We start from the raw sequence: 22931 nt of genomic DNA, 5'->3' as shown, positions 1-22931 counted from the left end.
TGCTACCGAGAACCGTTCAGTTCAGTTCGCTCTATCTGACGCCTGCTTGACCCAAGCGGTCACGCGCGAAACCGGCACGTCGATAGCGTCTGCAATCTCCGAGGGGTCGGCCGCAGCCAATGCAGCCACAGTCGGTACTCCCGCGTCGGCGAGCCGTTCTGCATACGTCGGCCCAACACCGTCGATGGATTCGAGTCCGCCTGCGTGAGCGCCGTTCGACTCATCTCCCTGCGACTCGTGCTGTCCGTCCGGGGAATCAGTTCCATCCTCGTGTGACTCACCCGCCGAGTCGGCTGTCTCTTCGTGTGGCTTGTCGGCAGTCCCGGGTTCGTCTTCAGCCTTCGGCTCCGGTTCCTGCGAGTGGATTGGCACCGAGCGTTCGGCGAACCAGTCGCTCACGGCCGGCCACAAGTCTCTGTGGGACCGCGACGAGACAGAGAGGCCGATGTGTCCAGTCGCTCCTTCGATGATGTCTGTGTCCTCGCTCGGAACGAGGTCGTTGAAGGGTTTGCTCGCCTCCGGGGGAATGAGGTGGTCGTACTCACCTACAATCTGAAGGATGGGCATCTCGAGTCGTGAGAGGTCGATGTGCTTTCCATCCAGTTCGAGTTCGTTGTTGGCGAGTTTGTTACCCTGGTAGACGTCCTCCAAGAACTGCGTATACGTCGCGCCCGCGACGTCGATACCGTCTCCGAGCCAGCGCTCCATCCGAGAGAAGTTCTCCACGAAGGACTCGTTTTCCACGTTTTCGAAGAACCGGACGTACTTGGTGACGAAGTTTTCGACGGGATCCATCAGCGCGAATCCGACGTCGAGGAACTCCGAGGGAACGTTGCCGAACGCGCCAGTGACGGCCGACGGTGAGTAGTACTCCTCGTCACCCCAGCGTTCGAGGACACCACCCGTGTCGTCGAAGACGAGCCCTGCAGCCATCAGCCCGAGGTTCTGAACCTTCTCGGGGAACAGCGACGCGTACATCACGCTCATCGTGCCGCCCATACAGTATCCGAGGAGGTTGATGGAGTCCTGTCCAGAGCGCTCGCGAACGACATCGACGCAGTTGTCGATGTACCGCGAGACGTAGTCGTCGAGCGTGAGATGTCTGTCGAGTGGCGACGGCTCACCCCAGTCGATGAGGTAGACGTCGAACCCCTGTTCGAGAAGCGTCCGAACGACGCTTCGGTCAGGCTGGAGGTCGAGGATGTACGGTCGGTTGATGAGCGCGTACACGATGAGAATCGGCACGTCGTGTTGTGTCTCGGTCTGCGACTCGTAGTGGAGGAGTTCGAGTTTGTTCTCCTCGTAGACGACCTCACTCGGGGTTTGTCCGACTTCGACCTGAGACATCGTTTCGGTGCTCTCGGAGGCAGAGGCCGTCCTATCGATGAGTTTCGCGGCCTCCTCCCACTGGCGTCGCTGCAGGTCCAACGCGAATGTCACTGGTGTCATTCCTCCACGTCCATCGCATCGAGGATTCGGTCGAGTTTCGTCTCGACGGCGTGCTGACGACGTTCGAGTTCGACGAGACGTTTCGCGACTTCGTCGATGTCGTCTTCCGTGGCGAACCCGAGGGTTCGTAACGTCGATTGTGCAGCCTCGTCGACCTCTTGTTGCATTTCGAGGACGTCCTCGACGGTCTGTCCAGTTGCGGCGGCGAACGCCGAGGTCCCCATCACTTCTTTGAACGCATCGTTCGCCGAGTTCAGCCAGATATTACGGAACTCGTTGAGAGAGACGTCTTCGCCCTCGAACGCGTCACTCGCCCGTTCGAACTGCTGCTCAGCGGCCTCCATCCACACTTCGTACGCACGGGAGTAGCCATCGAGGCCTTCGTTCAACTGCTCTGAAGACACCTCAGGCGTCTCGTCGAGCACGTCAAGCCACGACTCGACGAACTGTGTTTGGGCCTCGAGGTTGCGTTCGAGTGCCGCAATCATCGTCTCGTTCATCTCTTCTGCATACATCGTCCACTCATCACCAGATTGTTTTGACATTGTTATGATGTACTTTCGGCCGGGGTAAAATAGTTCCTCAGCGAATTACTCTGAGGTGGCTGGCGTGACCTGTGCCGAAGTCTCCTCTGCCTCGTGCAGGCCTTCGAGGTAAACGTCAGTCGCCTCGTCGAGGTACTCGACAGAGTTGTCCATGAACTCGTCCATGGCGTCTGCGTTCTCCTCGAATCCTTCTTCCATGACCTCCCAAGTCTCGGCGGTCATCTCGTCGATGTTGTCGAACTGATCGTCCATCATCCCCTTCATGTCCGCGTACATGTGGGATTCCCCTGGCATGGCCGAGTCCATCATGTCGAGATACGACTTGAAGGCGGTCCGGGCGAAGTCGGTTCCTTTCCGGTTGACCGACTGTTGTGCTTTCATGCCGTCGACCATCATCCGGGATAGCTGTTTTTGGAACTCGATGCTCTGATGCATGCTTCGCTGCGTTTGTTCGATCGAACGGCGCTGCATCTGGAAGAACTGTGCGAACGGATTTGCTTGCTCACTCATTTGAATCACCACGTGGTTGTTTGATTGGGACGACGAACGCTTGGACCAGGTCTCCTTCCTCGATGTCGAGGGCGTCGCGCTCTGCGTCGGGGATACTGATTCGGCCCCCGCTTTGCACGCGCGTCTTGAACACTGCCGTCTGCAGGCTCATCGACCCGAGGTCGGGGAAGTCACCCATCGGGGAACCGTCCGACATGCCCGAACCTGCCGTCAATAACTCTTCGAACAGTTGGAGTTGCTGCTGGGTGAACTCTTCGCTGGCTTTCTGCATCTGTGATGCGAAAAGCGCTGGCGGCCAACTCGCATCGTTTGCGTCGTTCGTCATCTCCTATCAGCCTGTTGTGGCCGAGACAACAAATAGATTCCCATAGATACCATTTGATGGCAACAGATGGTATCAGATGGCTCCGAATGTCTCGACGTGTCATTAAATTCACTCGTTGGTGGGTGTGAACACACCGAAGTGACTAAGTTGAGTGGGTGCTGACCGCAGAAACGACCGTAGAGCATGCCCCGCGAGAACACCACCCCAGACAGAACAACGCCTTCCCCATCGGCTGGAATGCAACAGCTGACGAAATCGTGGCTTCGCGCCTCGGACCATCTGGCAAACAGCGTCCTCGAAGCAAACCGCGCGACGCTCGCCGCCCTCGGATTCAACAATGGTAGCCGAAGCGAGACGAAGCAGACGAAACCGAACGTCAAGTCCGTCGCGTACGACGAACAGGACTGGACAGACACGAGAACCGTCGAAAGCCCCGAGGATATTCAGACGGGAGACGTCGTCACGTTTTCCAAGACCATCAGCGAAGAGGACGTTCACTCGTTTGCAAGAGCGAGCGGCGATACGAACCGACTCCACCTGGACGATTCGTTCGCATCGGAAACGCGGTTCAAGGGCCGTATCGCCCACGGGACCCTCGTCTCAGGCCTCATCAGCGCGGCCCTCGCCCGTCTCCCCGGTGTCGTCGTCTATCTGTCCCAAGACACCCGGTTCCTGAGTCCCGTCGAGATTGGAGAGCGACTCACTGCCGAGGTCGAAGTCGTCGAGGTTCTGGACACGAACCGCTTCCGCCTGTCGACGGCAGTGACGAACGAAGACGAAGAGGCCGTCATCGATGGCGAAGCAGTCGTGCTCGTCGACCCGACCCCAGACGGAGACGAGTAACCAGGCCTGCGGCTGGAGGTTATCCACTCTGCAGGCCACGGTCGGAGATACTCACTCTAAGTCGAGTACGTGGACTCTCCGGAAAATGTGAGCGTGCAAAGAGTTTTTGCGAAGTTCAACGTAGTGACAACCCCAGCACCTCGACTGGTAAAACTCGATATGACCACGAACACAGACGAAGCAAAGCACGTGAAGTTGTTCCTCCGCGCCGACGCGGAGGTTGGCGTGGAGCGTACGAAAGAGGCAGCAGTCGAGAAGCTTGCAGAGCTCGACGCCGCAGGTCGAATCGCCGACTACGACGTCCACGTGTGGGGCCGTGAACTACGCGCCGACGGACCCCTCACGAACACAGGGTACGGAGGCGAACTGCTCGGCTACGTCAAGGCGTTCAAAGAGTGGGCAAGAGAACACGACATCTCGCTCGAAGCGACATTCAAGGAGCGAACTATCGAGTCCTCGTTCGCCGATGAACAGTACAAAGTCGTCTCGTTGCCCACTATCTGTATCGCCGTCTACGACGGTGACCAGGTGGCCAGCGTGTACCCCTGCCACACCGGAGGTCGGGACTGTTCGGCCGTCGAGTACCTCGAAACCTTCGAGAGCGAACAGCGAATCTCTACTCTGCCAGCTTAGAGACGAGTGAATTTTCGACACGTTCTGAGCCAATCCTTCACGCTTGGTCGTGTTATCTGTGCACACCCCACACATTTAATTGAGAAACATAGTCAAACGGCTAAGTATCATCAATTTACCCGGAGAAATTACTATATGCAATGACGGCGAGTTAACAGTTGAAGTGGCGTAAGACTACCACGCAGACGAGACGTCCGACGTGCCCCGAGATATAGAATATAGGACAGGGGCGAGGCAGACTCGTGTGCGGATAGTGACCACACTACACAAAAATGAACGATCTGACAACGCAAACGTGCCTGGTGACGGGTGCATCGAGGGGAATCGGCCGGGGAATCGCGACGGAGTTCGGAAAAGCGGGGGCAAACGTCGTCGTAAACTACCGCAGTTCCGAGGCCGAAGCGTACGACGTCGTCGACGAAATCGAGGAGGCCGGAGGAACCGCCATCGCGCTGCAGGCGAACGTCTGTGAGTTCGACGAAGTAGCGGCAATGCGCGACCGGATTCACGAGGTCTTCAGCCCAGTCGACGTCCTCGTCAACAACGCGGGTATCACCGTCGACCGGACGTTCGACAACATGACACGCGAGGAGTGGGACCGCGTCATGGACGTCAACCTCGGTGGCGTGTTCAACGCGACGAAAGTCTTCTACGACGACTTAAAGAAAGCTGACCACGGCCGTCTCATCAATATTTCGAGCGTCGTCGGCCAACAGGGCAACTACGGACAGGCCAACTACGCAACGACCAAGAGTGGGCTCTTCGGGTTCACTCGTACCATCGCGCTCGAACTTGCCCGGTACGACACGACAGCGAACTGTGTCGCACCCGGATTCACGAAGACAGATATGCTCGCCGACGTGGGCGAGGAGATTCAAGACAAGATTCGGAATCGGATTCCGTTGCGGCGGTTCGCCGAGGTGGACGATATCGCTGGCATCGTTCGGTTCCTCGCCAGCGAAAAGTCGGACTACATGACTGGACAGGTGCTCGGAGTCAACGGCGGAATGGAATGGTGACGATGTACACTGAAGACCCCCGACTCCCGTCGTCGACGCCGTCGTTAGACAAGAACGAGCAGCTGGACTGGCTCGTCGAGCCGGTCCCCGACACACTCACGTCGTCGCAGACGAAGCTCGTCTACCTCTACCTGTCAATCCGGCGTGGCGGAACCGTCGAAGAGCTCAGAGACGCACTGGGGATGAAAACAATCACGCTCTATCCGGTCTTGGACCATCTCGTCGGCCTCGGGCTCGTCCACCGAGACGACGACCGGTACGTGCTGCAGGCAGCCTGAAACGCCGAGAGTCGACCGACTTCTTTGAGTGACTGCGACGGAGCGACTGCGCTGTCGCCGCATCGAAAAGCGGAGAGAAGACCGATTACAGATCGAGCGGCGGACGCTGCGCAGGCACGTCCATGTGGATGAGCCCGACGATGTTCAGCGTGCCAACGTCGTCTCGACTCATCTTGTTTCCGCCTCTGTACTGTGCGCCTTCGATGTATTCGTCGCCGGGACGGGGGTCGAGGACACCCTGGTCTTTGACCGTCACTCGGACCTCGATATTGTTGTCACCAGGGCAGTTCGGGTCGTAGACGTGGATGCGAGTGGTGTCCCCAGACTCGGTGTAATCGTACGCGAGCACCTGGTGGTTGTTCCAGATGTTTCCGTCGCCAGCGCGGACGTACACGAGTCCGAGAACAGTCGGGTCACCGTCGTCCAACGCTCCTTTCAGACTGCGTAGCTCCTCGACCGACCGCGCTCGTGTGAACGTGGTCGGGAGATAGAACTGGACGAACTTGCGCAGATGTCGGTAGGTGTGTTCGTGGTCGAACGTGTCCATCTGACGCTTCCAGAGGTACTCGAACAGGGGGCCAGACTGTGGGGTGTCGTCGTTGGCAGTGTCTGGAACCTGGCGGTCGTAAAGGAAGAAGTCCAGTGCTGCGAGCGCCATCCCGCCACACAGCCCGTATCTGGCGTCGATGTTCTCGATTTTGTCGTCGAGGTTGCCCGGGAGGGTAGGAAGGTCAGGAAGCTCGTTGAACGAGTTGACGAACTCGAATCCGTGACAACTCGGGTGGAACTCCGCTACCGACCGGCGATTCCCGAGGATCAACTGCGGGGTCACGAGGTAGCCGACTGTCTCCTCAGTGTGCGTTGCGGAGCCCGCTTCCTCCTCTTGCAATCGGACCTCGGCTCTGTCGGAGCGAATAGCCTGGTTTCGCGTGACGACTGCGTCACCGCCGTTGTGGGTCTGACAGTGCGTGAGGAACACCGGATTACACTGGAAATCACTGGCGAACGTGACGGTTCCGAACGTATGGTCCGTCTTGGTAGTCCCGACCTCGATGGGAACTTCGCCTTCGATTTCGTGGACACCTCGTTCGAGTGCGACGTACCCGACCGACTCCTCGGTGTGTGCCCCGTTGAGGGAGTCCCACTCTTCGATTTTGTACTCGAAGGAGTCCGAGCCGACGTTTCGAATCCGCGTGTGACACGGGTCGCTACCGTTGTAACTCATCACCTGCGCGAAGACGACCGGGTCAGAGTAAGATTCGTCCAAGTCGCAGGTGTGCCAGTGGTCGGAGGCGGGTTGGTGTGTCCGTATGGCCCCTGCTTCTCCGATTTGCTCCCCTTCCTCGTCGAGGATTGCACCTGCTGACGTGGCGACGATTCCGACGTCTTCGGTGGTATGGGCCGTCTCGTCGTCGCCCGATGTCTCTTCTTCGAGGAACAGTTCCATGCCGTGAGAGCCGACATTTCGCAACCGAACACCGACCGTGTTTCCGCCGTTGAAGCTCTGCAACGACGTGAGTGCGACTGGGTCGGTCGATGGAATGCCGGACAGCCCGACAGACGACCACTCCTCTGTCGCCTCGATAGTGCCCGTGGTGATGTCGGCGGTCGTTCGCGGGGCGACCAGATAGCCGATGGTCTCGGTCGTGTGCTCACCGTCTCGGCCCTGTTCTTCCTGCAATCGAACGTCGGCCCCGTCGGCCGTCACATGACGATGCCGCGTGACCACTTCGTTGTGACCGTTGTACGTCTGACACCGGCTGATTAAGACTGGGTCGCCGCCGACGTCGCCATCGAAGTTCAGTCCAGTCCACGAGTCAGTTCCGTCTGTCGTCCCGACCTCGACGTAGCCACTGCCCGAAAGGTCGTGGCCACCGCTTTCGAGCACGATGTACCCGATTTGCTCTTCGTAGTGCTCGCCGTCGAGGTAGTCCCACTCCTCGATTTGGAACTCGAACGAGTCTGGGTCAACGTTCTGGACCCTGATGTGGCAGGGGTTGGTCCCCTCGTAACTCATCACCTGTGCGAAGACGACCGGATTCGAGTACCGCCCGTTGAGGGAGACGGAATGCCACTGGTCGCTTCCGGGTTGGTCCGTCCGTATCACCCCCGTTTCGCCGACGCGGTCACCCGAGGAATCGAACAGCGGCCCAGTCCTGGTTTTGAAGAACCCGAGAACCTCCTCGGCGTGGTTCATCTCGTTGTCTTGGGAGGCCTCTTCTTCGACGAACACCTGCATCCCGCTCGCAGTGACGTTCCGCATCCGAACGTCGGCGGGGTTCGAACCGTTGTACGTGTCGATAGAGGCGACGACGACAGACTCCGACGGCTGGGCACCCGAGAAGTTCACGTCAGTCCACTCGTGAGCCGAGGCGACTCGTTCGGACGTGTACTGAGAGAGGGTTTGCGGGAGGACCAGATACCCGACTGTTTCGTCGGTGTGCTGGCCACCGCGAGCCTCTTCTTCTTGGAGTCTGACCTGTGCCCCGCTACTCGTTACGCGACGGTTTCTGGTGACGACCTCGTGCTCGCCGTTTCGGGTTTGGCAGTTCGTGAGTAACACGGGGTCGCTCCCAACCTTTGCGCTGAACTCGACCGACTGCCACGCATGGCCGGTCGTAGTCGTGCCGACTTCGACGGGAATCCCACTGGATAGTAGATGGACCCCCGATTCGAGCACGACGTATCCGATTTCTTCGTCGGTGTGTGCGCCGTCGAGATAGTCCCATTCCTCGATTTGGAACTCGAACGAGCCCGACCCGACGTTTCGGGTTCGTGTGTGACACGGGTTTCTCCCGTTGTAGCTCATCACCTGCGTGAAGACGACGGGGTTCGAATAGTCGTTGTCGAGGCTAATCGAGTGCCACTGGTCGGCTCCGGACTGGCTCGCAGTGACAACGCCCGATTCGCCGACAGTGCGCCCAGACTGGTCGGTTATCTGTCCCGAAGGCGTGCTAAAGAACCCGACAGCCTCCCGGTTGTGACGCGACTCGCTATCGCCCGAGTTCTCTTCTTCGACGAATAACTCCATTCCGTCGGCGTCGACGTTCCGAAATCTAACGCCAGCGGTGTTGCTACCGTTGTACGACTCAATCGATGCGAGGACGACCCGTTCGTCTCGTTCTCCGTTCGGAAGCGATACCTCGGTCCACTCGTGCGATGACATCGCTCGGCCTGACAGTTGAGATGTCATATTATAATTATATCAGTTAATCATATTAAATCTAGGCTGAGTTTCTGAATTGAGCGAACGAATGTCCGGAGAGTTGAGGACAGTGCAAGTCAGCTCACACTACGAGAGACATCCGCGACAATATTCACAGATTTAACGTCCCAAGTGCAGTTTCTACCGATGCGAAGTACTAGCAAGATACGCAGGATGGCTAGCTGAAAGGTCGGGCCCTGACGCAAGCCACCCGTCATAAACTAACTATGGAAGAAACGCTGTACTAGTTTATTTATCGGTAGCTACCCGCCACACTTCCGGGCCGCGAGGCTGAAAGCGACTTGCTGGTGTACGCGGGGAGTACAAGTTTGCCTCGCACTGTTCGACACGCTGTCACAGAACCATCTCGCTCCCCCTCAATAGTGTTTGTTAATAACACTGATGCGAACAGAGGCAATATATTCACAATAATATAATCCACTAATACAACCCAGTGATGGGAAGACAACACCAATACTACCGTCGTATTTTGCTATGAAATTATAATATTTCCAGTCCAATATCCGTTACTTATCTCAGACACTATTGTCTCATCCCTCCGTTTGTGCAACCCTGATACAACAATACTGGGCGATACGGTCGCCCGACACCCTGAAACGTACCAAACTCGGTATCGGGGTCTCAGCGACTGATACCGCTACTCGATTGCTCCCGAACGGCATCGACTTCCTCCTGCGTGACGACCGCCAAGTCACCGTCGAGTGTCCGCTTGAGTGCCGCCGTTGCTGCACCTTGTTCGAGTGCTGAAGCGAGTTCGTCCCCGCGGATTCGGGCTGCGAGATACCCTCCAACGAAGGCGTCGCCCGTCCCAATCGGGTCGAACGTCTCGGTCTCGAACGCTCCCTGTTCGGACACCCTCCCATCCGACAGCGCCACCACGCCTTCGTCACCACGCGTGACCAGAACCGTCTCGAAACCGTGCTCGTCTGCCAGCGCTGTTGCAATCGCCGACGCATCGCCATCGAGGCCGAGGACGGTTCGCGCATCGCGAGCCGCGACGACGAGAACGTCGATGTGAGAGAACAGTGGTTCAAGCACCCGCCGGGCCTCCTCGGGGTCCCAAAGCTTCGTTCGATAGTTCAGGTCGAACACGGTCGTCGTTCCGGCTGACTGCGCAGTTTTGAGCAGCGCCTGCGTCGTTTCTCGGAGTTGGTCCGATAGCGCGGGTGTTATTCCACTCGTGTAGTAGTAGCTCGCATTCTCGATTGGTTCGGTTGGGAGTTCGCCGGGAGTGGCCGTCGCCACCGCGGCATCGTTCCGGTCGTAAATGACGGCTGTACCTCTCGGGGCGCTGTCGTGTTCGAGATAGTAGGTGCCTTGGCGATGCTGGTCCGTCCAGACGACTTCCGGGGTGACACCGTGTCGACGAAGGTCGGTGACGACTCGGCGACCGAGCGCCGAATCCGGGAGTTTCGATAGCCACGTCGACTCAGCCCCGAGTCTGCTCGCGGCGATTGCGACGTTCGACTCCGCACCCGCCGTGCTGAATCGAAGCGTCTCCGTCGTCTCCAACCGACTCCCGCGTGGCGGCGAGAGGCGAAGCATCGTCTCGCCGAAGGTCACGAGGTCAGGCGCCACAGCGTCCACTCTCCTGGGAGGAGGTCTCCATACGCGTTTCTCTCGGAGTCGCAGCATAGTTCCTCTGTTTTCGACGATGTTTGCTCTGGTGTGTCTTCTACTGCTGGTAACCGCGAACCGACCACGACTGGAACTGAGCACCCATTCCCGCCTGTATCCCGAACATTAAGAGGTGCGTCTTCGTGATACCAGTGATGTCCGCAGATATCGTCCAGCGAGTCGTAGAGACGGGTATCGTCGCAATCGTCCGCGGTACGAACCCCGAGAGGGCAATCGAGACCGTCGATGCGCTTCAGCGCGGTGGCGTCTCGGTCGTCGAGGTGACGGCGAACACCAACGGTGTCCTCGATATGATTCGAGATATATCCTCGACGTTCACAGCGGACGAGGTGGTCGTCGGTGCGGGGACAGTGCTCGACGCCGAAACCGCTCGGGCGACGATGCTCGCAGGTGCCGAATTCATCGTTACGCCGTCGGTCGATACGGAGACGATACAGACCGCCAATCGCTACGGTGCCCCCTCGGTGGTCGGCGCAGCGACACCGACCGAAGCCGTCGACGCGTACACCGCCGGGGCCGACATGGTCAAACTATTCCCGGCAGCGTCGCTCGGCCCGGGATTCGTTTCGTCGTTACAGGGACCGCTCGGACACATTCCAACCGTCCCCACTGGGGGCGTCTCGCTCGACAATGTCGGTGCGTTCATCGACGCCGGTGCGACCGCAGTCGGTGTCGGGAGTTCGCTCGTCGATGGCGAGGCAATCGAACGCGGCGACTACGAAGAACTGACGGCGAACGCCCGTGCGTTCGTCGATGCCGTGGCCACTGCCCGCAACGACTGAGTCGAAACAGCGCGCCGTTCACCACGTACGAGACTGACCGCTTCTTCGCGTCACCTGGCCACTCACGCTTCGGCGACGACCTCGATTTCCACGTCGATATCGACCGGGAGTTTCACGACTTCGACCGCGCTCCGTGCAGGATACGGCGCCGACATGTGTTCCCCGTAGACCTCGTTTACCTCGTCGTAGTACCGCATGTCTTTCAGGAACACCGTCGCCTTCACCACGTCCGCGAGCGACGCGCCGCCCGCTTCGAGGATGGCTTCGATATTTTTCAGCGTTCGCTCGGTCTGTTCGCCCGGTGTGCCCGACACGACATCGCCGGTTTCGGGGTCGACAGGCCCCTGTCCGGAGACGTAGATTCGGTCTCCCGAGACGATTCCTTGCGAAAACGGTCCGATACTGTCTGGTGCGTCGTCAGTGGATAGCTCTCTCATTGGTGTCACTCGTGGTCGTTTCGGGTCGGTACCTCGTCCGTCTGATAGACTTCGTTGATGAACGATGTCGGGAGGCTCGTCGTGAGTCCGCCGTCGAGCACGATGTTCTCGCCGGTGATGAAGCTCGAGAACTCGGAGGCGAGGAACAACGCCGTGTCCGCGACTTCGCCGGGCCTACCGAATCGGCCGAGCGGATACTGGTCGAGCCAGCGTTCTCTGGCGCTGGATTCTCCGGTTCGGCCCTCCGTGTTCTCCATCTCATCGCGACGGGTGGCAGTCTCGATGGTCCCCGCGGAGATGACGTTCGAACGAACGCCGTGTTGGCCGTAGTGAGCAGCGAGGTTTCGGGACATCGACAGCAGTCCACTCTTCGCCTCGGAGTAGCCCGAGAGTCCGATTCCGAACAGCCCGTTGACCGAACCCATGTGGACCATCGACCCGCCACCGGCGGCGACCATCGCCGGAAGGACCTCCTTGCTCATCATGAACTGGCTCTTGAGATTCAAACCGAGCATCCACTCGAACGTCTCTTCGTCACAGCGGTGGATAGTGTTAGACGGCTCGTCGGAGCCGCCAGCGTTGTTCACCAAGACTCGAATCTCGCCGAACTCGTCGAGTGCGGTATCGACGAGGTTGCGGATTTGATCTCGGTCCGTGACGTCACACTCGACGGGAACGACTCGGCCGGGGTGTGCAGCGGTCAGCTCTTCGGCCACCGGCTCGACATCTTCGTAAGACTGCGAGCAGATGGCGACCTCCCCGCCAGCCTCAGCGAACCGGGAGGCAATTTCGCGGCCGATACCGCGAGATGCGCCGGTCACGATTGCTGGGCGGTCTCGTAGTGATAACTCAACCATAGCAGACAAATCGACGCGGTCGCACCTCTTCAACCTTGTCATGGCCTCTCATCGTGTTCGGTGCTTCGCTCGTCATATTCTGTACTCCTCGATTGCGTCGAGGTCGACAGAGATGCCGAGTCCCGGGCCGCTCGGAGCGGGGAGACAACCGTCGGTGACCTCGAACGGCTCGTCGATAACGTCGCCCTCCCAGGCGTAGTACGTCGAGTCCGGCGGGAGCGAGAACCCGGGAATACCGCTGACGGCGTGAAGAATCGCCGCCGTTCGGATTCCGAGGTCGAACGCGCAGTGGTGCGTGAACGGAACACCGGCGTCTTCGAGAACTGCCGCCTGTTGGCGAAGCCCGCTGATTCCACCCGCGGGAGTCAGGTCGATGACGCCGACGTCCATCGCGCCGGCTTCGACGAGCGAGGAGATGTTGTGGGAGATGTAGGTGTCCTCGTTCGGTGCGATGGGCTGCCGGAGGCGCTGTCGTAACGCTGCCAGCGACTTGTGGGCGTCCACTCGAATCGGCTGTTCGAGGTACTGGAGGTAGATTCCCTCGTCTTCCAGCATGGCCCCGACGCGAACCGCTTGGTCGAGCGTCCACCCCTGATTGGGGTCGAGTCGGAATTCGAGTTGCCCGTCTGTCTCGTCGTGCATCGCTTTGATTCGGGCTACGTCCTGCCGCCAATCCTTCCCGGCTTTCGTCTTGAGCACGTCGAAACCGGCGTCCAGCGCCTCGCGCGCTTTGACCCGGGACTCTTCCGGTGAGAGAATCCCGAGACAGAAGGCGATAGGAACCTCCTGTGGTTTCAGGTCGTTTTCGCCCATGTTCTCTCGATGTCGAAGCGTGCTTTGTGTCGGTGCGGTCCACCCGCCGAGAAGTTCGTAGACGGGGCGGTCGAGTGCTTTGCCGACGATGTCCCAACAGGCCGTCTCGACGGCGGCAAAGAACATATCGACGTTCGTATACTCGACGAACACCTGGCGGCGGAGGCGTTCGATTTCGAACGGCGACTGCCCGGTAATCATCGGTCCGACGCCCTCTTCGAGAATCGATTCGGTCGCAGACGGCGACAGGAACACGCGCATTTCGCCCCACCCGGCGATTCCCTCGTCGGTATCGACACGGACGAGCACACGCTCCATCGAGTCGAGTTCGCCGTGGTTGGTCGTGTAGGGGCCGATACCCAACGGTTCGTCGAGACTGGTCAGCGGAACGTCTACAGTAACCGCTGTCACGTCGGTTATCTCCATACCCATGGTTGTACGGGGTGGCGATAAGAAAGTATCGTTCGTTACAATCTCGCAGGGTTCGTCGCCGCCCGAATCCAGTCGAGTGACTGCTCCGGCAACAGTCCGTAGTTGTAGAAGGACACCCGAGGAACGCCAGCGGCTCGCAGTGCGTCCACGATGTCGACGAGTGTCTCCTCGTCGTGTATCGCCGGGTGGCCCGGCAGGAGTCCAACGTGAATCGGGACATCCGGTGACAGCGCGTCAACGGCCTGATAGGCGTCCATCACTGCACTCGGCGACGACTCGTACGCCGGGAGACAGTAGTAATCGACGTGCTCGGACAACTGTTCGAGGTCCGCGCCGAGCATCCACTCTCGTCCGGGTTCAGGCGCACCGACGTAGTAGCCGAGTGGCGTCTGTCCGCTGGCCGCCGCGAAGTCAGCATAGAGGTCCGCCAGCGTCTCAGCTCGGACGCCGACGTACTCGGCGACTGCGCCGTGTTCGCGGAGCCACAACTCCGGCGAGAGGTCGTGTGGAGTCGAACCGGCGATGACAGAATCGAGGGCGTCGGCGACGGTGGTTCGAACGTCTTCGACGTCGATTCCGGCGTCCGCGGCGGTCTCCCGGCAGTGGTCACAGAAGCATAGTCCGAAGAGGAACTCGCCGAGCGTCCCGAGTTGCGCGTGAATCTTCTGGTGGTGCCAGCCGAACCCGGTGCCGTAGAAGTAGTCGAACGTCTCCAGTTCGATGCGGTCGAAGTGCTCCCGGGCGGCGAGGTCGCGGACGAGCGCGACGAGGTACTCCTGGACGTCAGGGTTCGATGGACAAAGTCCGAACACCAAGTCGTCGCCGTGAGCCGAGGTCAACGTCACGTCCGGGTTCTGCATGCCGAGCCGGGAGTTGTGACAACCGACCGTCCACGAATTCAACCGAACGTCGCCGAGTTCGGCGGCGATGTCGGCAACCCAGTCACCAGACATCCCCTCGTACGGCACCGGTTCGAGGCGGCCGTAGCCCTCACCGGGCTCGAAGTACGAACTCGCCCGGGCGAAGAACGTCCGGCGTTCGGGGTTGTGCGGTGCGAACGCCTGTACAGTGTGGTAGTTGGTTGCGAGAGTTATCTCATCGACGCCGAGTTCGTCGAGTCGGTTCGTAACCCGTGTCGGCCCTTCGTCTAACAGGTCCCACGGGTACGCCCAGAGAGCGAATTCCATACGATGCCGTCTCGTGGGCCGATAATAAATATGGAGGACGGGGAGAGAGTGAGGCGCGGTTCGATTCGTGCGTCAGGTGCTGGGGATGGTCAGTCCGAGGTGGTGAACACGGCCGAGGTGTAAGGAGTGGGTTACTCCTTGACTGCGCCAGCAGTCATCCCGGCGACGATGTACTGTTCGAGGAAGGCGAACAGGATGAGAAGCGGGATGATGCCGATAACCGAGACCGTCAGCATCATCCGCCAATCCGTCTGGAGCGCACCAACCATCGAGAAGACACCACGCGGAATGTTGTACTTCCCGCTGTCGGTCAGGAACGTCAGCACGAACAGCAACCGGTTCCACGCGTACAGGAACGTGTAGGTGATGCTGGCGACGAGGGCGGGTTTCGTCAGCGGGAGGACGATTTTCGTGAGCACCTGTAGCTGGCTCGCTCCGTCGATGCGAGCCGACTCCTCCAGTGCGACGGGAACCGTCTTGAAGTAGCCGTAGAGCATCCAGATGTTGAACGGCAGGGTGAACGCCGCGGCGGGGATGATGACGGCGAGATAGGTGTTGAACAACCCGAACTGCGTGATGACGTCGAACAGCCCCACGATGAGCACGACCGGTGCGAACATCTGGACGACGAGCACGGCGAGCAGGAACGTCCGCTTGCCGACGAAGTCGTTCCGTGCGCACGAGTACGCGGCCGGAATCGCGAGCAGGAGCGTCAACACGACGGTTCCGAGTGAGATGACGAAGCTGTTTGCGATCCACAACACGACGTCGGTCTGCGTCCAGACGTCGAGGTACGCACTGATAGACGGGTCTGACGGCACCAGCGTCGCCGGAGCCGAGAAAATCTCAGACTCCGGTTTGAACGTGCTGGAGAACATCGCGTAGAACGGGAACATCATAATCCCGAGGAGCGCGATGAGGACGCCGTAGACTCTGACCCGGCGGAGACCGGACCTGTCGTGACCTGCCATCGTCATAGTTCGTCACCTCCGCGGGTGTACACCCGCAGATAGACGATTGCGAACAACAGGAGGAACAGGAACCCGATGACGCTGTACGCAGCGCCACGGCCGAGGTTCCCGTTCTGCAGGCCGACCTGGTAGATGTGGATGACGAGGGTCGCAGTCGTGCTAATCGGTCCACCACCGGTCATCGTCCAGATGACGTCGAAGCTGACGAACGTCCAGATGGTCGAAAGCAACGTGGCCATCAGGATGACGCTCTTGAGTTGCGGCAGCGTGATGTATCTGAACTGGTGCCATCGCTCGGCCCCGTCGATGGCAGCCGCCTCGTAGAGGTCCTGTGGAATCGACTGGAGTCCGGCGAGGAAGATAATCGCCATGAACGGCGTTCCAATCCAGATGTCGGCGACGACGACGCCCAACCACGCGATGTCGGGGTTGCCGAGGATGCCGATACCCTGTTCTATCACGCCGAGTTTGAGCAACACCGCGTTGAGGTAGCCGAACTGCGGGTGCTCTATCCAGCGGAAGACGACCGCAGAGATGGCGTACGGGATTCCCCACGGGATGAGAAACGCCGTTCGGAAGAACTTCCGACCCTTGATGTCCCCTTTCAGGTGAACCGCGATGAGCAGTCCGAGGAGCGTCTTGCCGGCGACGCCGACCAGCACCCAGCGACCCGTCTGCCAGATGAGCCGGTAGAAGATGTCGCTGTTGACGATTTCGACGTAGTGTTGCAGACCGACGAACGTCTCGATAGTCGAGTCGGCCGGTGAACGGTACAACGACAGGCGAAACGTCTCCAGTATCGGATAGCCGACGACGGCGAGCAAGAACACCGCAGCGGGCGCTATCAGGAGATAGGCGCGCCGGTTCCGCCTGAGGTGTGCAACGGACTGCGAGAGGCGAGAGTCCTCGTCCGTCCCAGTGTATTCTTCAGCGAGGCTCATGTGTTTCACTCATCAGTTCATCGCGTCTTCGAGGTCGCTTTGAGCGTCGTTCAACGCTTTCTGCGGGCTCTTTTGGTCGGCGAGCGCCTCCTGAATCGCTTGGACCATCCGGTCGTTGAACTCGCTGAAATTACTGAGCTTCGGCCGGGCGCGAGCGTACTGGCCCGCTTGGACGAACGGAGCCCAGTTTTTCGATTCGGAGAAGTACGGCCGCTCGCCGACCGATTTGACGACCGGCAAGAACCCCTTCTGCTTCGAGTACTGGAACCGACGTTCCTCGTCGAAGTAGAACCGAATCAGGTCCCGGGCGATATCCTTGTGCTCGCTTTGGCTCAGGATACCGAGCGTGTCGATAGTAAAGAGGCTGTACCGTCCCTCGGGCCCCTTCGGAACTTGCACGATACCGTATTCGAAATCGACGTCGCCGTTTTCCTGCGACTCCGTGATGTTGAGCCCGGTGTACACGTGTCCGATGACCATGCCGAGGTCGCCGTTTTCGAACAGTTGTCGGATGTCCTGCCGGGTCGAAGAGAGCGGCGAGGCCTGCGTGACGCCGTGTTCGAGGTGCAGATTGGCGTAAAACGAGAGCGCATCGACAGCGCCGTCCGAGTTGACGACCGGCATCCCCTCGTCGTCCACCAGGTCCGCACCGTGCGACCAGTGGTAGTGGTAGTACTGTGACCCGGTCTCGATGGCGTCCGCACCGGCGAGTCCGAGCGCCGGGACGCTCACCTCGTCGCTGTCGGTAATCGTCTGGGCAGCAGACAGCATGTCGTCCCACGTGTCCAGAGACGGGTTCTCCGGGTCGAGCCCGGCAGCTTCGAACACGTCCTTGTTGTAGTAGAGACACTTGTTCGAGGCCGCCCACGGAACACCGTAGTGAGAGCCGTTGTACATCGTCCCCTCCGCCACGCCGTCAGCGAACTTCTCGCCGAACTCGCCGTCCATGAGGTCGTCGACGGGTTCGAGCGCGTCCTTGCCGACGAGTTGCGGAATCCACCGCGCAGGCCAGCGACTCACGTCGGGAGCTTGTCCCCCGTCGACGCGGTTGTTCACCGTCTGTCGTGCGTTGTCCCACGTGACGCTCGTGAACTCGACGTCGACGCCGTACTCCTCTTCGAAGGCAGTGTTGTTCTCCTCGAAGAACTGCTTGATGTTGTCGCCAACACCCATCGTGAGGAACTGGACGCTCTGTTTGTCGCTGCCGCCGTCGTCTCCGCCGCCACCGCCGCCATTGCCACCATTGCCATCACTACCGGCGTCATCGCCGTTTCCACCGCCGGTACACCCGGCGATAGCAATCATTCCGCCAGCACCGAGCGCCTGAAGGAGTTGGCGACGGTCGAGAGTCTCTTCACTAGGTTGGCCCTTGCTATCTTCTGGCATCATTGCTACCACTCACCTCTGTATATATAATTGTTTATGTTCATATTCTATTTTTTGCAGGTCTATCTCGTACAGTTTACGCATTATTCTCGTGGATAGCCCGCAACAGCGATGCGAGCTCTTCCCCGATTATCGACCGAATTCTCTCACCCTTCTCGGCGCTTGCCTCTTCGGGCAAGCCAATTGCACCGGAGTTGGAGTACACGTCGAAAGACCGATACACGCCGACCGAACCACCATCGAGAAGGTCCTGTCCAGCCCATCGGTAGTGTTCGTCCATCGGCTCGCCGTCGCGCTTCGAGGTATCACCGACGAGGTCCGGGCGGACGGCAAGCATGAGTGACGTTTCGAACTCACCTCCGTGGGCCATGCCGCCCGTCTCAGTGTCTCGAAGCGCCTCGATACGGTCAGATGCGAGTTCGAAGTACGTCGTCCCGAGTACTTCGGCATCGGTGTCGACACCGACCGTACTGACGACCGACCCAATGAGTGGACCGTTGCCACCGTGACCGTTCACAAAGAGGACGGCGTCGAATCCGTTTTCCAGTCCCGTGTGTGCGATGTCTTCTAATACGGCACGCAAGTTCTCGAAGTCGAGCGAGAGCGTCCCGCCGAACGGGAGGTGGTGCGGCGAAAAGCCGCTCCAAACCGTGGGTGAGACCACGAGCGGAACGTCATCGGTTCGTTCGACCGCAGCATCGACCATCGCTTCGACGAGAAGTGAGTCGGTGACGACCGGCAGATGGTTTCCGTGTTGCTCGATGCTCCCGACCGGGATGACCATGATAGAGCCCGGCTGCGACCCAATGTCTCGGACCTCACGCGCTGTCATTCCCGCCCACTCGCTTTCCCTCCGACCGATAGTATCGTACATCATGTTAGGCAGAATCCGTCATTTGCAGTTCAGTAACTGGCATGCGCTCTCCGTCGGCATCGAAGAGGTGGATATCCTCGATATCGAAGCCGAGTGCGATCTCGTCGCCGACTTCCGGACGGAAGTCGCTCTCGACTCTCGCAATTACCTCCGAGGTACTGCGAGTAGTCTTCAGGTAGAGGAAATTGTCCGAGCCGACTGGCTCGACCACGTCCACGATTGTGTCGATGTATCCGCCCTCTCGCTCAGCAGTGAGGTCCTCCGGTCGGACCCCAAAGGTGTACTCACCGGGCGGGACGTCGATGCCGAGTGTGAACTCACCGGCCGGTGATTCGAAGTGTGCACCCCTGTTGGACTTGGTCACCGTCACGTCGAAGAAGTTCATCGAGGGTGAGCCGATAAAGCCCGCGACGAACTCGTTGTTCGGTTCGTCGTAGCACTCCTCCGGCGGGGCGACTTGCTGGAGTTTTCCGTCGTTGAGGATGACGATTCTGTCTGCCATCGTCATCGCCTCCGTCTGGTCGTGCGTGACGTATATCGTCGTGACCCCGAGGCTCTCTTGGATGCGTTGAATCTCGGTGCGCATCTGCGTTCGCAACTTGGCGTCCAAATTCGAAAGCGGCTCGTCCATCAAGAAGACCTCAGGGTCACGGACGATGGCGCGTCCCAGCGCAACCCGCTGCTGTTGGCCGCCGGAGAGTTGCTTTGGGTAATCGTCCAGTAGCTCCGAAATTTCCAGCATCTCGGCGGCGTCGTCGACACGTCGTTGGATATCGTCGGCGTCGTCACCTGCGAGCCGAAGCCCGAACGACATGTTTTCGCGCACGCTCATGTGCGGGTACAGTGCGTACGACTGAAACACCATGGCGATGTTTCGGTCTTGAGGACGGACGTCGTTGACGACGGTCTCGCCGATGGATATCTCACCGCGCGAAACGGTTTCGAGCCCCGCGACCATTCGGAGTGTCGTCGACTTCCCGCACCCCGACGGGCCGACGACCACGACGAACTCGCTGTCCTCGACAGTGAGGTCCAAATCCTCGACCGCGAGGATGTCGTCCTCGTATACTTTGCTAACGTTCGACAGTCTAACCTTGCTCATGCAGAGTGAGAGATACTGCACTATCCTGCATAATAAATGTTGGTAGTGGTTGCAAAAACCAGCCTCTCAATCGTGTTGAAAGCCCACATCGAGGGTATTCACACCGTTTCCGGCGGTTCTGGGAATAGTATCCGACCTAGAATTCAGCCTCATTCAGTTGCCCCCTCACCTAGTTCTTCAATAGTACTCGAAGTACCTCCAACGATACTCGGTAGGTCTCCGATTGCACTCAAAAAGCCGTCTCTGACGACTCTCTGAAGAGGGGGTGACTTTGACGGCACGCTAACGACTGTAGTGGAACCAAGCATGCCCCCAATAGACCCGTTGCTTAAGTCGGAGTGTGGTTCGAACCACAACGCCCACTGTTTCAACATGGTCAAAAATTATAGAAGCGGGGCAGTTGAGCCGGCTATCGCCTGGACGGCCTCGTAGCAGCCTCTACCGCGGTATTACTCCTGATACTGTCTTCATCCAGATTTCGGACGGTACCAAATACCATGGAATGCATGAACGTACCTTCTGTAAATTATAGTTTTTCGAATAGCTCTCATCAGAAACCAATTACCAACAGGCATATTTTCAATATCGTTGGAAAGGCGTTTCACACCAGCAAAAACCTTTTCAGCCGGTGCGAAAATACGAAGCCATGCCAACTGGGAACGATAAGACAATCGGGGCGGTCGAAACGGCGTTCGAGATACTCTCGGCGCTCGGGGAGGTAGAGCCGACTGGGCTCTCTGACCTTGCCTCGGTGGTCGACATCCCGACGAGTACGACGTACATCCATCTAAATACACTCGTCGAGCAGGGATTCGTCGTCAAAGAGGCGGGGCAGTACCGCCGTTCGTTCCGGTTTCTCGAAGTTGGCGGAAGCGTCCGACAGCAACTGAGTTTCGCCCGTCTACTCCGAAATAAGGTCGAAGAACTCAGTAACACGACCGGCGAGATAGTAGGTGCCGGTATCGAGGAAAACGGAAAGCGTGTCATCCTCTACCGGAGTACTGGTGAGAAGGCAGCGGCCGACGAGATACCCATCGGAAACCACACCGAGATGCACTGGACCTCGCTCGGAAAAGCGATTTTAGCATACCTCCCGGAGGACCGACGAAAGCACATCGTCGAGCGACACGGTCTTCCCGAGGGGACGAGCGAAACGCTCACGACGTTCACAGACCTCGAACGTGAGCTCGGTCGGGTTCGACAACAGGGCTACGCAATCGACGACGAAGAACACCTTCGGGGGATTCGCGGGGTTGCCGTTCCGATTCTCGACGGAGACAAGAACGTCATAGCCTCGATTGGAATTACCGGCCCCAGAGACCGCTTTACACCCGGGTACATGGCTGAACTGCTCAACATACTGCAGTACAGCAAAAACGAGATTGAAGTCCGTAATCAGTACTACGAGTACTCGTCGATAGACGGCTAGCGACACGAGTTTCGCCGTGGACGGAATCAATGAGGATCCCCCAAGATTACAAAAGTACGTTTGTAATGGAAGTCGCGACTCGACCTCACGACAGGCCCGGAGACATGGGTGGACAAAGCTGGTGTAAAAATACGGAATCCGTGTCCTACACCACATTACTCCGACTCCCGAACACACTGGTGAGGCGTCGCGATGATGACCCATCATAATGTGTGATAGCAACAATTCTAAGTGACATTATCGACTCTCGTTCTGGATTGTTTTATAGATAAAGGCTGAGCACAGAGACAGATTCAAAAGTATCAACATACGGAGTTTTCATTATTTATGAGAGCACTTTACCTAACAACTACTGCCCCCCAAACCCTAAAGACACTGTATTTGGCGTATTTAGATATCAAACCTCACAACCACAATTTTGGTAGTCAGTATATCAGATTCAGATTCTATTCGACCCCCCACTAACGATATGTAGTCTTGGAAGAGTGCCAATCTCCAACATAGTATTGTATTATATACGAACTTCTATAACTCCAAAATTCGTGTCTGATTCCCCTAATGCGGTTCTACTGAGTACTCCCTATCCAAGTAATTTGAATTGAACTTCACGAGTGGGGTGTCGCGTGTTCAGACCCCACGACTACAGGTGGTGGCAGACGAGCAGTTCGAGCGGGGCGAACGAAACGTCCTCGCCCGCCACCGAAATACCAGATTCAGTCCTGCGTTTGACTGTACTTATCTACCCACTCTTTCAGCGTGATTCCCATCGCAGACTGAGTGATGGCGTTCGACGATGCCGAGTTCGCGCTCTTGACGAGTTCGGCTTCGAGTGTCCGCGTCGGCACCTCACCGAGGAAGTGCGGAATCGCTCGCTGGACGTCCAGTGGACAGCCAACCTCGTGAGCCAGCGCGTACCCGGAGATGGAGTGCGGAATCTCCTCGTTTGCGTAGTGTTCCCGGTCAGGGTCGTCGAGACGCTCAGCGTCGACGTGGTCGACGTACTCGTAACACTTCCCGACGTCGTGGAGGAGACACGCCGCGACAATCGTGTCGATATCCGGGTCTGCGCCATGGAAGTCGCGCTGGATTTCGGCCGATTCGAGCGCGATTTTCGTGACGCCACGGACGTGTTCGACGTTCGTGACCTCGTGGATGTTCCACGCATATGGAATGTCGTGGATACTCTGCCAGCCACCACGTTCCAGTCCGAGAACCCAGGCCTCGACGACTTGCTCTCGAAGGTCGTCGTCGTCG

At 58.6% G+C, this 22931-nt stretch carries 22 protein-coding genes; 6 read left to right on the top strand and 16 right to left on the bottom strand.

The genetic code is table 11. The annotated features are described in order from the left end of the window. Positions 1-21: 21 nt before the first annotated feature. From phaC to C453_RS00095, 4 genes are read right to left on the bottom strand one after another with little or no spacing between them, the layout of a single operon-like run. Positions 22-1449 carry a class III poly(R)-hydroxyalkanoic acid synthase subunit PhaC gene (gene phaC / locus C453_RS00110; RefSeq protein ID WP_008321928.1) on the bottom strand — a complete coding sequence of 476 codons (1428 nt, stop codon included), beginning with the start codon at positions 1447-1449 and terminating at the stop codon, positions 22-24. Continuing rightward, the gene (locus tag C453_RS00105) at positions 1446-1994 is read right to left on the bottom strand and encodes a poly(R)-hydroxyalkanoic acid synthase subunit PhaE (protein WP_008321927.1); all 549 of its coding nucleotides are present in this window, start codon (positions 1992-1994) and stop codon (positions 1446-1448) included. The genes phaC and C453_RS00105 overlap by 4 nt, the downstream gene beginning before the upstream one ends. Positions 1995-2039: 45 nt before the next feature. Beyond that, on the bottom strand, positions 2040-2504 hold the full coding sequence (gene phaP / locus C453_RS00100) for a PHA granule structural protein PhaP (RefSeq protein WP_008321926.1): 465 nt from the start codon (positions 2502-2504) through the stop codon (positions 2040-2042). After that, the gene (locus C453_RS00095) at positions 2497-2829 is read right to left on the bottom strand and encodes an AbrB/MazE/SpoVT family DNA-binding domain-containing protein (protein WP_007542257.1); all 333 of its coding nucleotides are present in this window, start codon (positions 2827-2829) and stop codon (positions 2497-2499) included. Before C453_RS00095 ends, phaP begins: the two co-directional genes overlap by 8 nt. Before the next feature lie 237 nt (positions 2830-3066). Here C453_RS00095 and C453_RS00090 point away from each other — a divergent pair, with 237 nt between their 5' ends. The 4 genes from C453_RS00090 (at position 3067) to C453_RS00075 (ending at position 5602) form a co-directional block, all read left to right on the top strand. Next, positions 3067-3672: a MaoC family dehydratase gene (locus tag C453_RS00090; RefSeq protein WP_008321925.1), complete on the top strand. Its 606-nt coding sequence runs from the start codon at positions 3067-3069 to the stop codon at positions 3670-3672. 159 nt (positions 3673-3831) lie between these two features. After that, complete coding sequence (locus C453_RS00085) at positions 3832-4305, top strand: HTH domain-containing protein (protein ID WP_008321924.1); 474 nt, start codon at positions 3832-3834, stop codon at positions 4303-4305. Positions 4306-4577: 272 nt separating this feature from the next. Then, the gene (locus C453_RS00080) at positions 4578-5324 is read left to right on the top strand and encodes a beta-ketoacyl-ACP reductase (RefSeq protein ID WP_008321923.1); all 747 of its coding nucleotides are present in this window, start codon (positions 4578-4580) and stop codon (positions 5322-5324) included. A 2-nt stretch (positions 5325-5326) separates the two neighbouring features. Continuing rightward, positions 5327-5602, top strand: coding sequence for a hypothetical protein (locus tag C453_RS00075; protein WP_394295325.1), 276 nt, complete (start codon positions 5327-5329; stop codon positions 5600-5602). A gap of 85 nt (positions 5603-5687) precedes the next feature. Here C453_RS00075 and C453_RS00070 read toward each other — a convergent pair whose 3' ends face one another. Beyond that, complete coding sequence (locus tag C453_RS00070) at positions 5688-8768, bottom strand: hypothetical protein (RefSeq protein ID WP_008321921.1); 3081 nt, start codon at positions 8766-8768, stop codon at positions 5688-5690. Positions 8769-9449: 681 nt separating this feature from the next. Continuing rightward, positions 9450-10406, bottom strand: coding sequence for a bifunctional 2-dehydro-3-deoxygluconokinase/2-dehydro-3-deoxygalactonokinase (gene kdgK1, locus C453_RS00065; protein WP_193788041.1), 957 nt, complete (start codon positions 10404-10406; stop codon positions 9450-9452). Between the two features lie 194 nt (positions 10407-10600). Here kdgK1 and C453_RS00060 point away from each other — a divergent pair, with 194 nt between their 5' ends. Then, positions 10601-11248 carry a bifunctional 4-hydroxy-2-oxoglutarate aldolase/2-dehydro-3-deoxy-phosphogluconate aldolase gene (locus tag C453_RS00060; protein ID WP_008321919.1) on the top strand — a complete coding sequence of 216 codons (648 nt, stop codon included), beginning with the start codon at positions 10601-10603 and terminating at the stop codon, positions 11246-11248. 62 nt (positions 11249-11310) lie between these two features. Here C453_RS00060 and C453_RS00055 read toward each other — a convergent pair whose 3' ends face one another. The 9 genes from C453_RS00055 to C453_RS00015 form a co-directional block, all read right to left on the bottom strand. Next, positions 11311-11685 carry a Rid family detoxifying hydrolase gene (locus C453_RS00055; RefSeq protein WP_008321918.1) on the bottom strand — a complete coding sequence of 125 codons (375 nt, stop codon included), beginning with the start codon at positions 11683-11685 and terminating at the stop codon, positions 11311-11313. 5 nt (positions 11686-11690) lie between these two features. Next, entirely contained in the window at positions 11691-12542 is an 852-nt protein-coding gene (locus tag C453_RS00050; RefSeq protein ID WP_008321917.1) for an SDR family NAD(P)-dependent oxidoreductase, read from the bottom strand. Positions 12543-12614: 72 nt separating this feature from the next. After that, positions 12615-13781 (bottom strand): mandelate racemase/muconate lactonizing enzyme family protein, encoded by a 1167-nt coding sequence (locus tag C453_RS00045; protein ID WP_008321916.1) that lies wholly within the window; start codon positions 13779-13781, stop codon positions 12615-12617. A gap of 41 nt (positions 13782-13822) precedes the next feature. Then, positions 13823-14974, bottom strand: a complete 1152-nt coding sequence (locus C453_RS00040; RefSeq protein ID WP_008321915.1) for a hypothetical protein — start codon at positions 14972-14974, stop codon at positions 13823-13825. Between the two features lie 131 nt (positions 14975-15105). Then, positions 15106-15951, bottom strand: coding sequence for a carbohydrate ABC transporter permease (locus C453_RS00035; RefSeq protein WP_008321914.1), 846 nt, complete (start codon positions 15949-15951; stop codon positions 15106-15108). Beyond that, positions 15948-16886 carry a carbohydrate ABC transporter permease gene (locus tag C453_RS00030; RefSeq protein WP_008321913.1) on the bottom strand — a complete coding sequence of 313 codons (939 nt, stop codon included), beginning with the start codon at positions 16884-16886 and terminating at the stop codon, positions 15948-15950. The genes C453_RS00035 and C453_RS00030 overlap by 4 nt, the downstream gene beginning before the upstream one ends. A gap of 12 nt (positions 16887-16898) precedes the next feature. Then, positions 16899-18191 (bottom strand): ABC transporter substrate-binding protein, encoded by a 1293-nt coding sequence (locus C453_RS00025; RefSeq protein WP_083881548.1) that lies wholly within the window; start codon positions 18189-18191, stop codon positions 16899-16901. A 157-nt stretch (positions 18192-18348) separates the two neighbouring features. Continuing rightward, positions 18349-19149, bottom strand: coding sequence for a creatininase family protein (locus C453_RS00020; RefSeq protein ID WP_008321911.1), 801 nt, complete (start codon positions 19147-19149; stop codon positions 18349-18351). Between the two features lies 1 nt (position 19150). Further along, complete coding sequence (locus C453_RS00015; protein ID WP_008321910.1) at positions 19151-20248, bottom strand: ABC transporter ATP-binding protein; 1098 nt, start codon at positions 20246-20248, stop codon at positions 19151-19153. Positions 20249-20894: 646 nt separating this feature from the next. Between C453_RS00015 and C453_RS00010 the strand changes: the two genes are divergently transcribed. After that, positions 20895-21677 (top strand): IclR family transcriptional regulator, encoded by a 783-nt coding sequence (locus C453_RS00010; protein WP_008321909.1) that lies wholly within the window; start codon positions 20895-20897, stop codon positions 21675-21677. 713 nt (positions 21678-22390) lie between these two features. On the opposite strand, the gene C453_RS00005 is transcribed toward C453_RS00010, so the two are convergent. Beyond that, on the bottom strand, positions 22391-22931 hold a 541-nt coding region (locus C453_RS00005), incomplete at its 5' end, for an HD domain-containing protein (protein WP_008321908.1).

The sequence above is a fragment of the Haloferax elongans ATCC BAA-1513 genome (assembly GCF_000336755.1).
GTDB lineage: Archaea > Halobacteriota > Halobacteria > Halobacteriales > Haloferacaceae > Haloferax > Haloferax elongans.
Note: the sequence above shows the minus strand (reverse complement) of the source record. Positions and strands in the feature narration are given on the sequence as shown.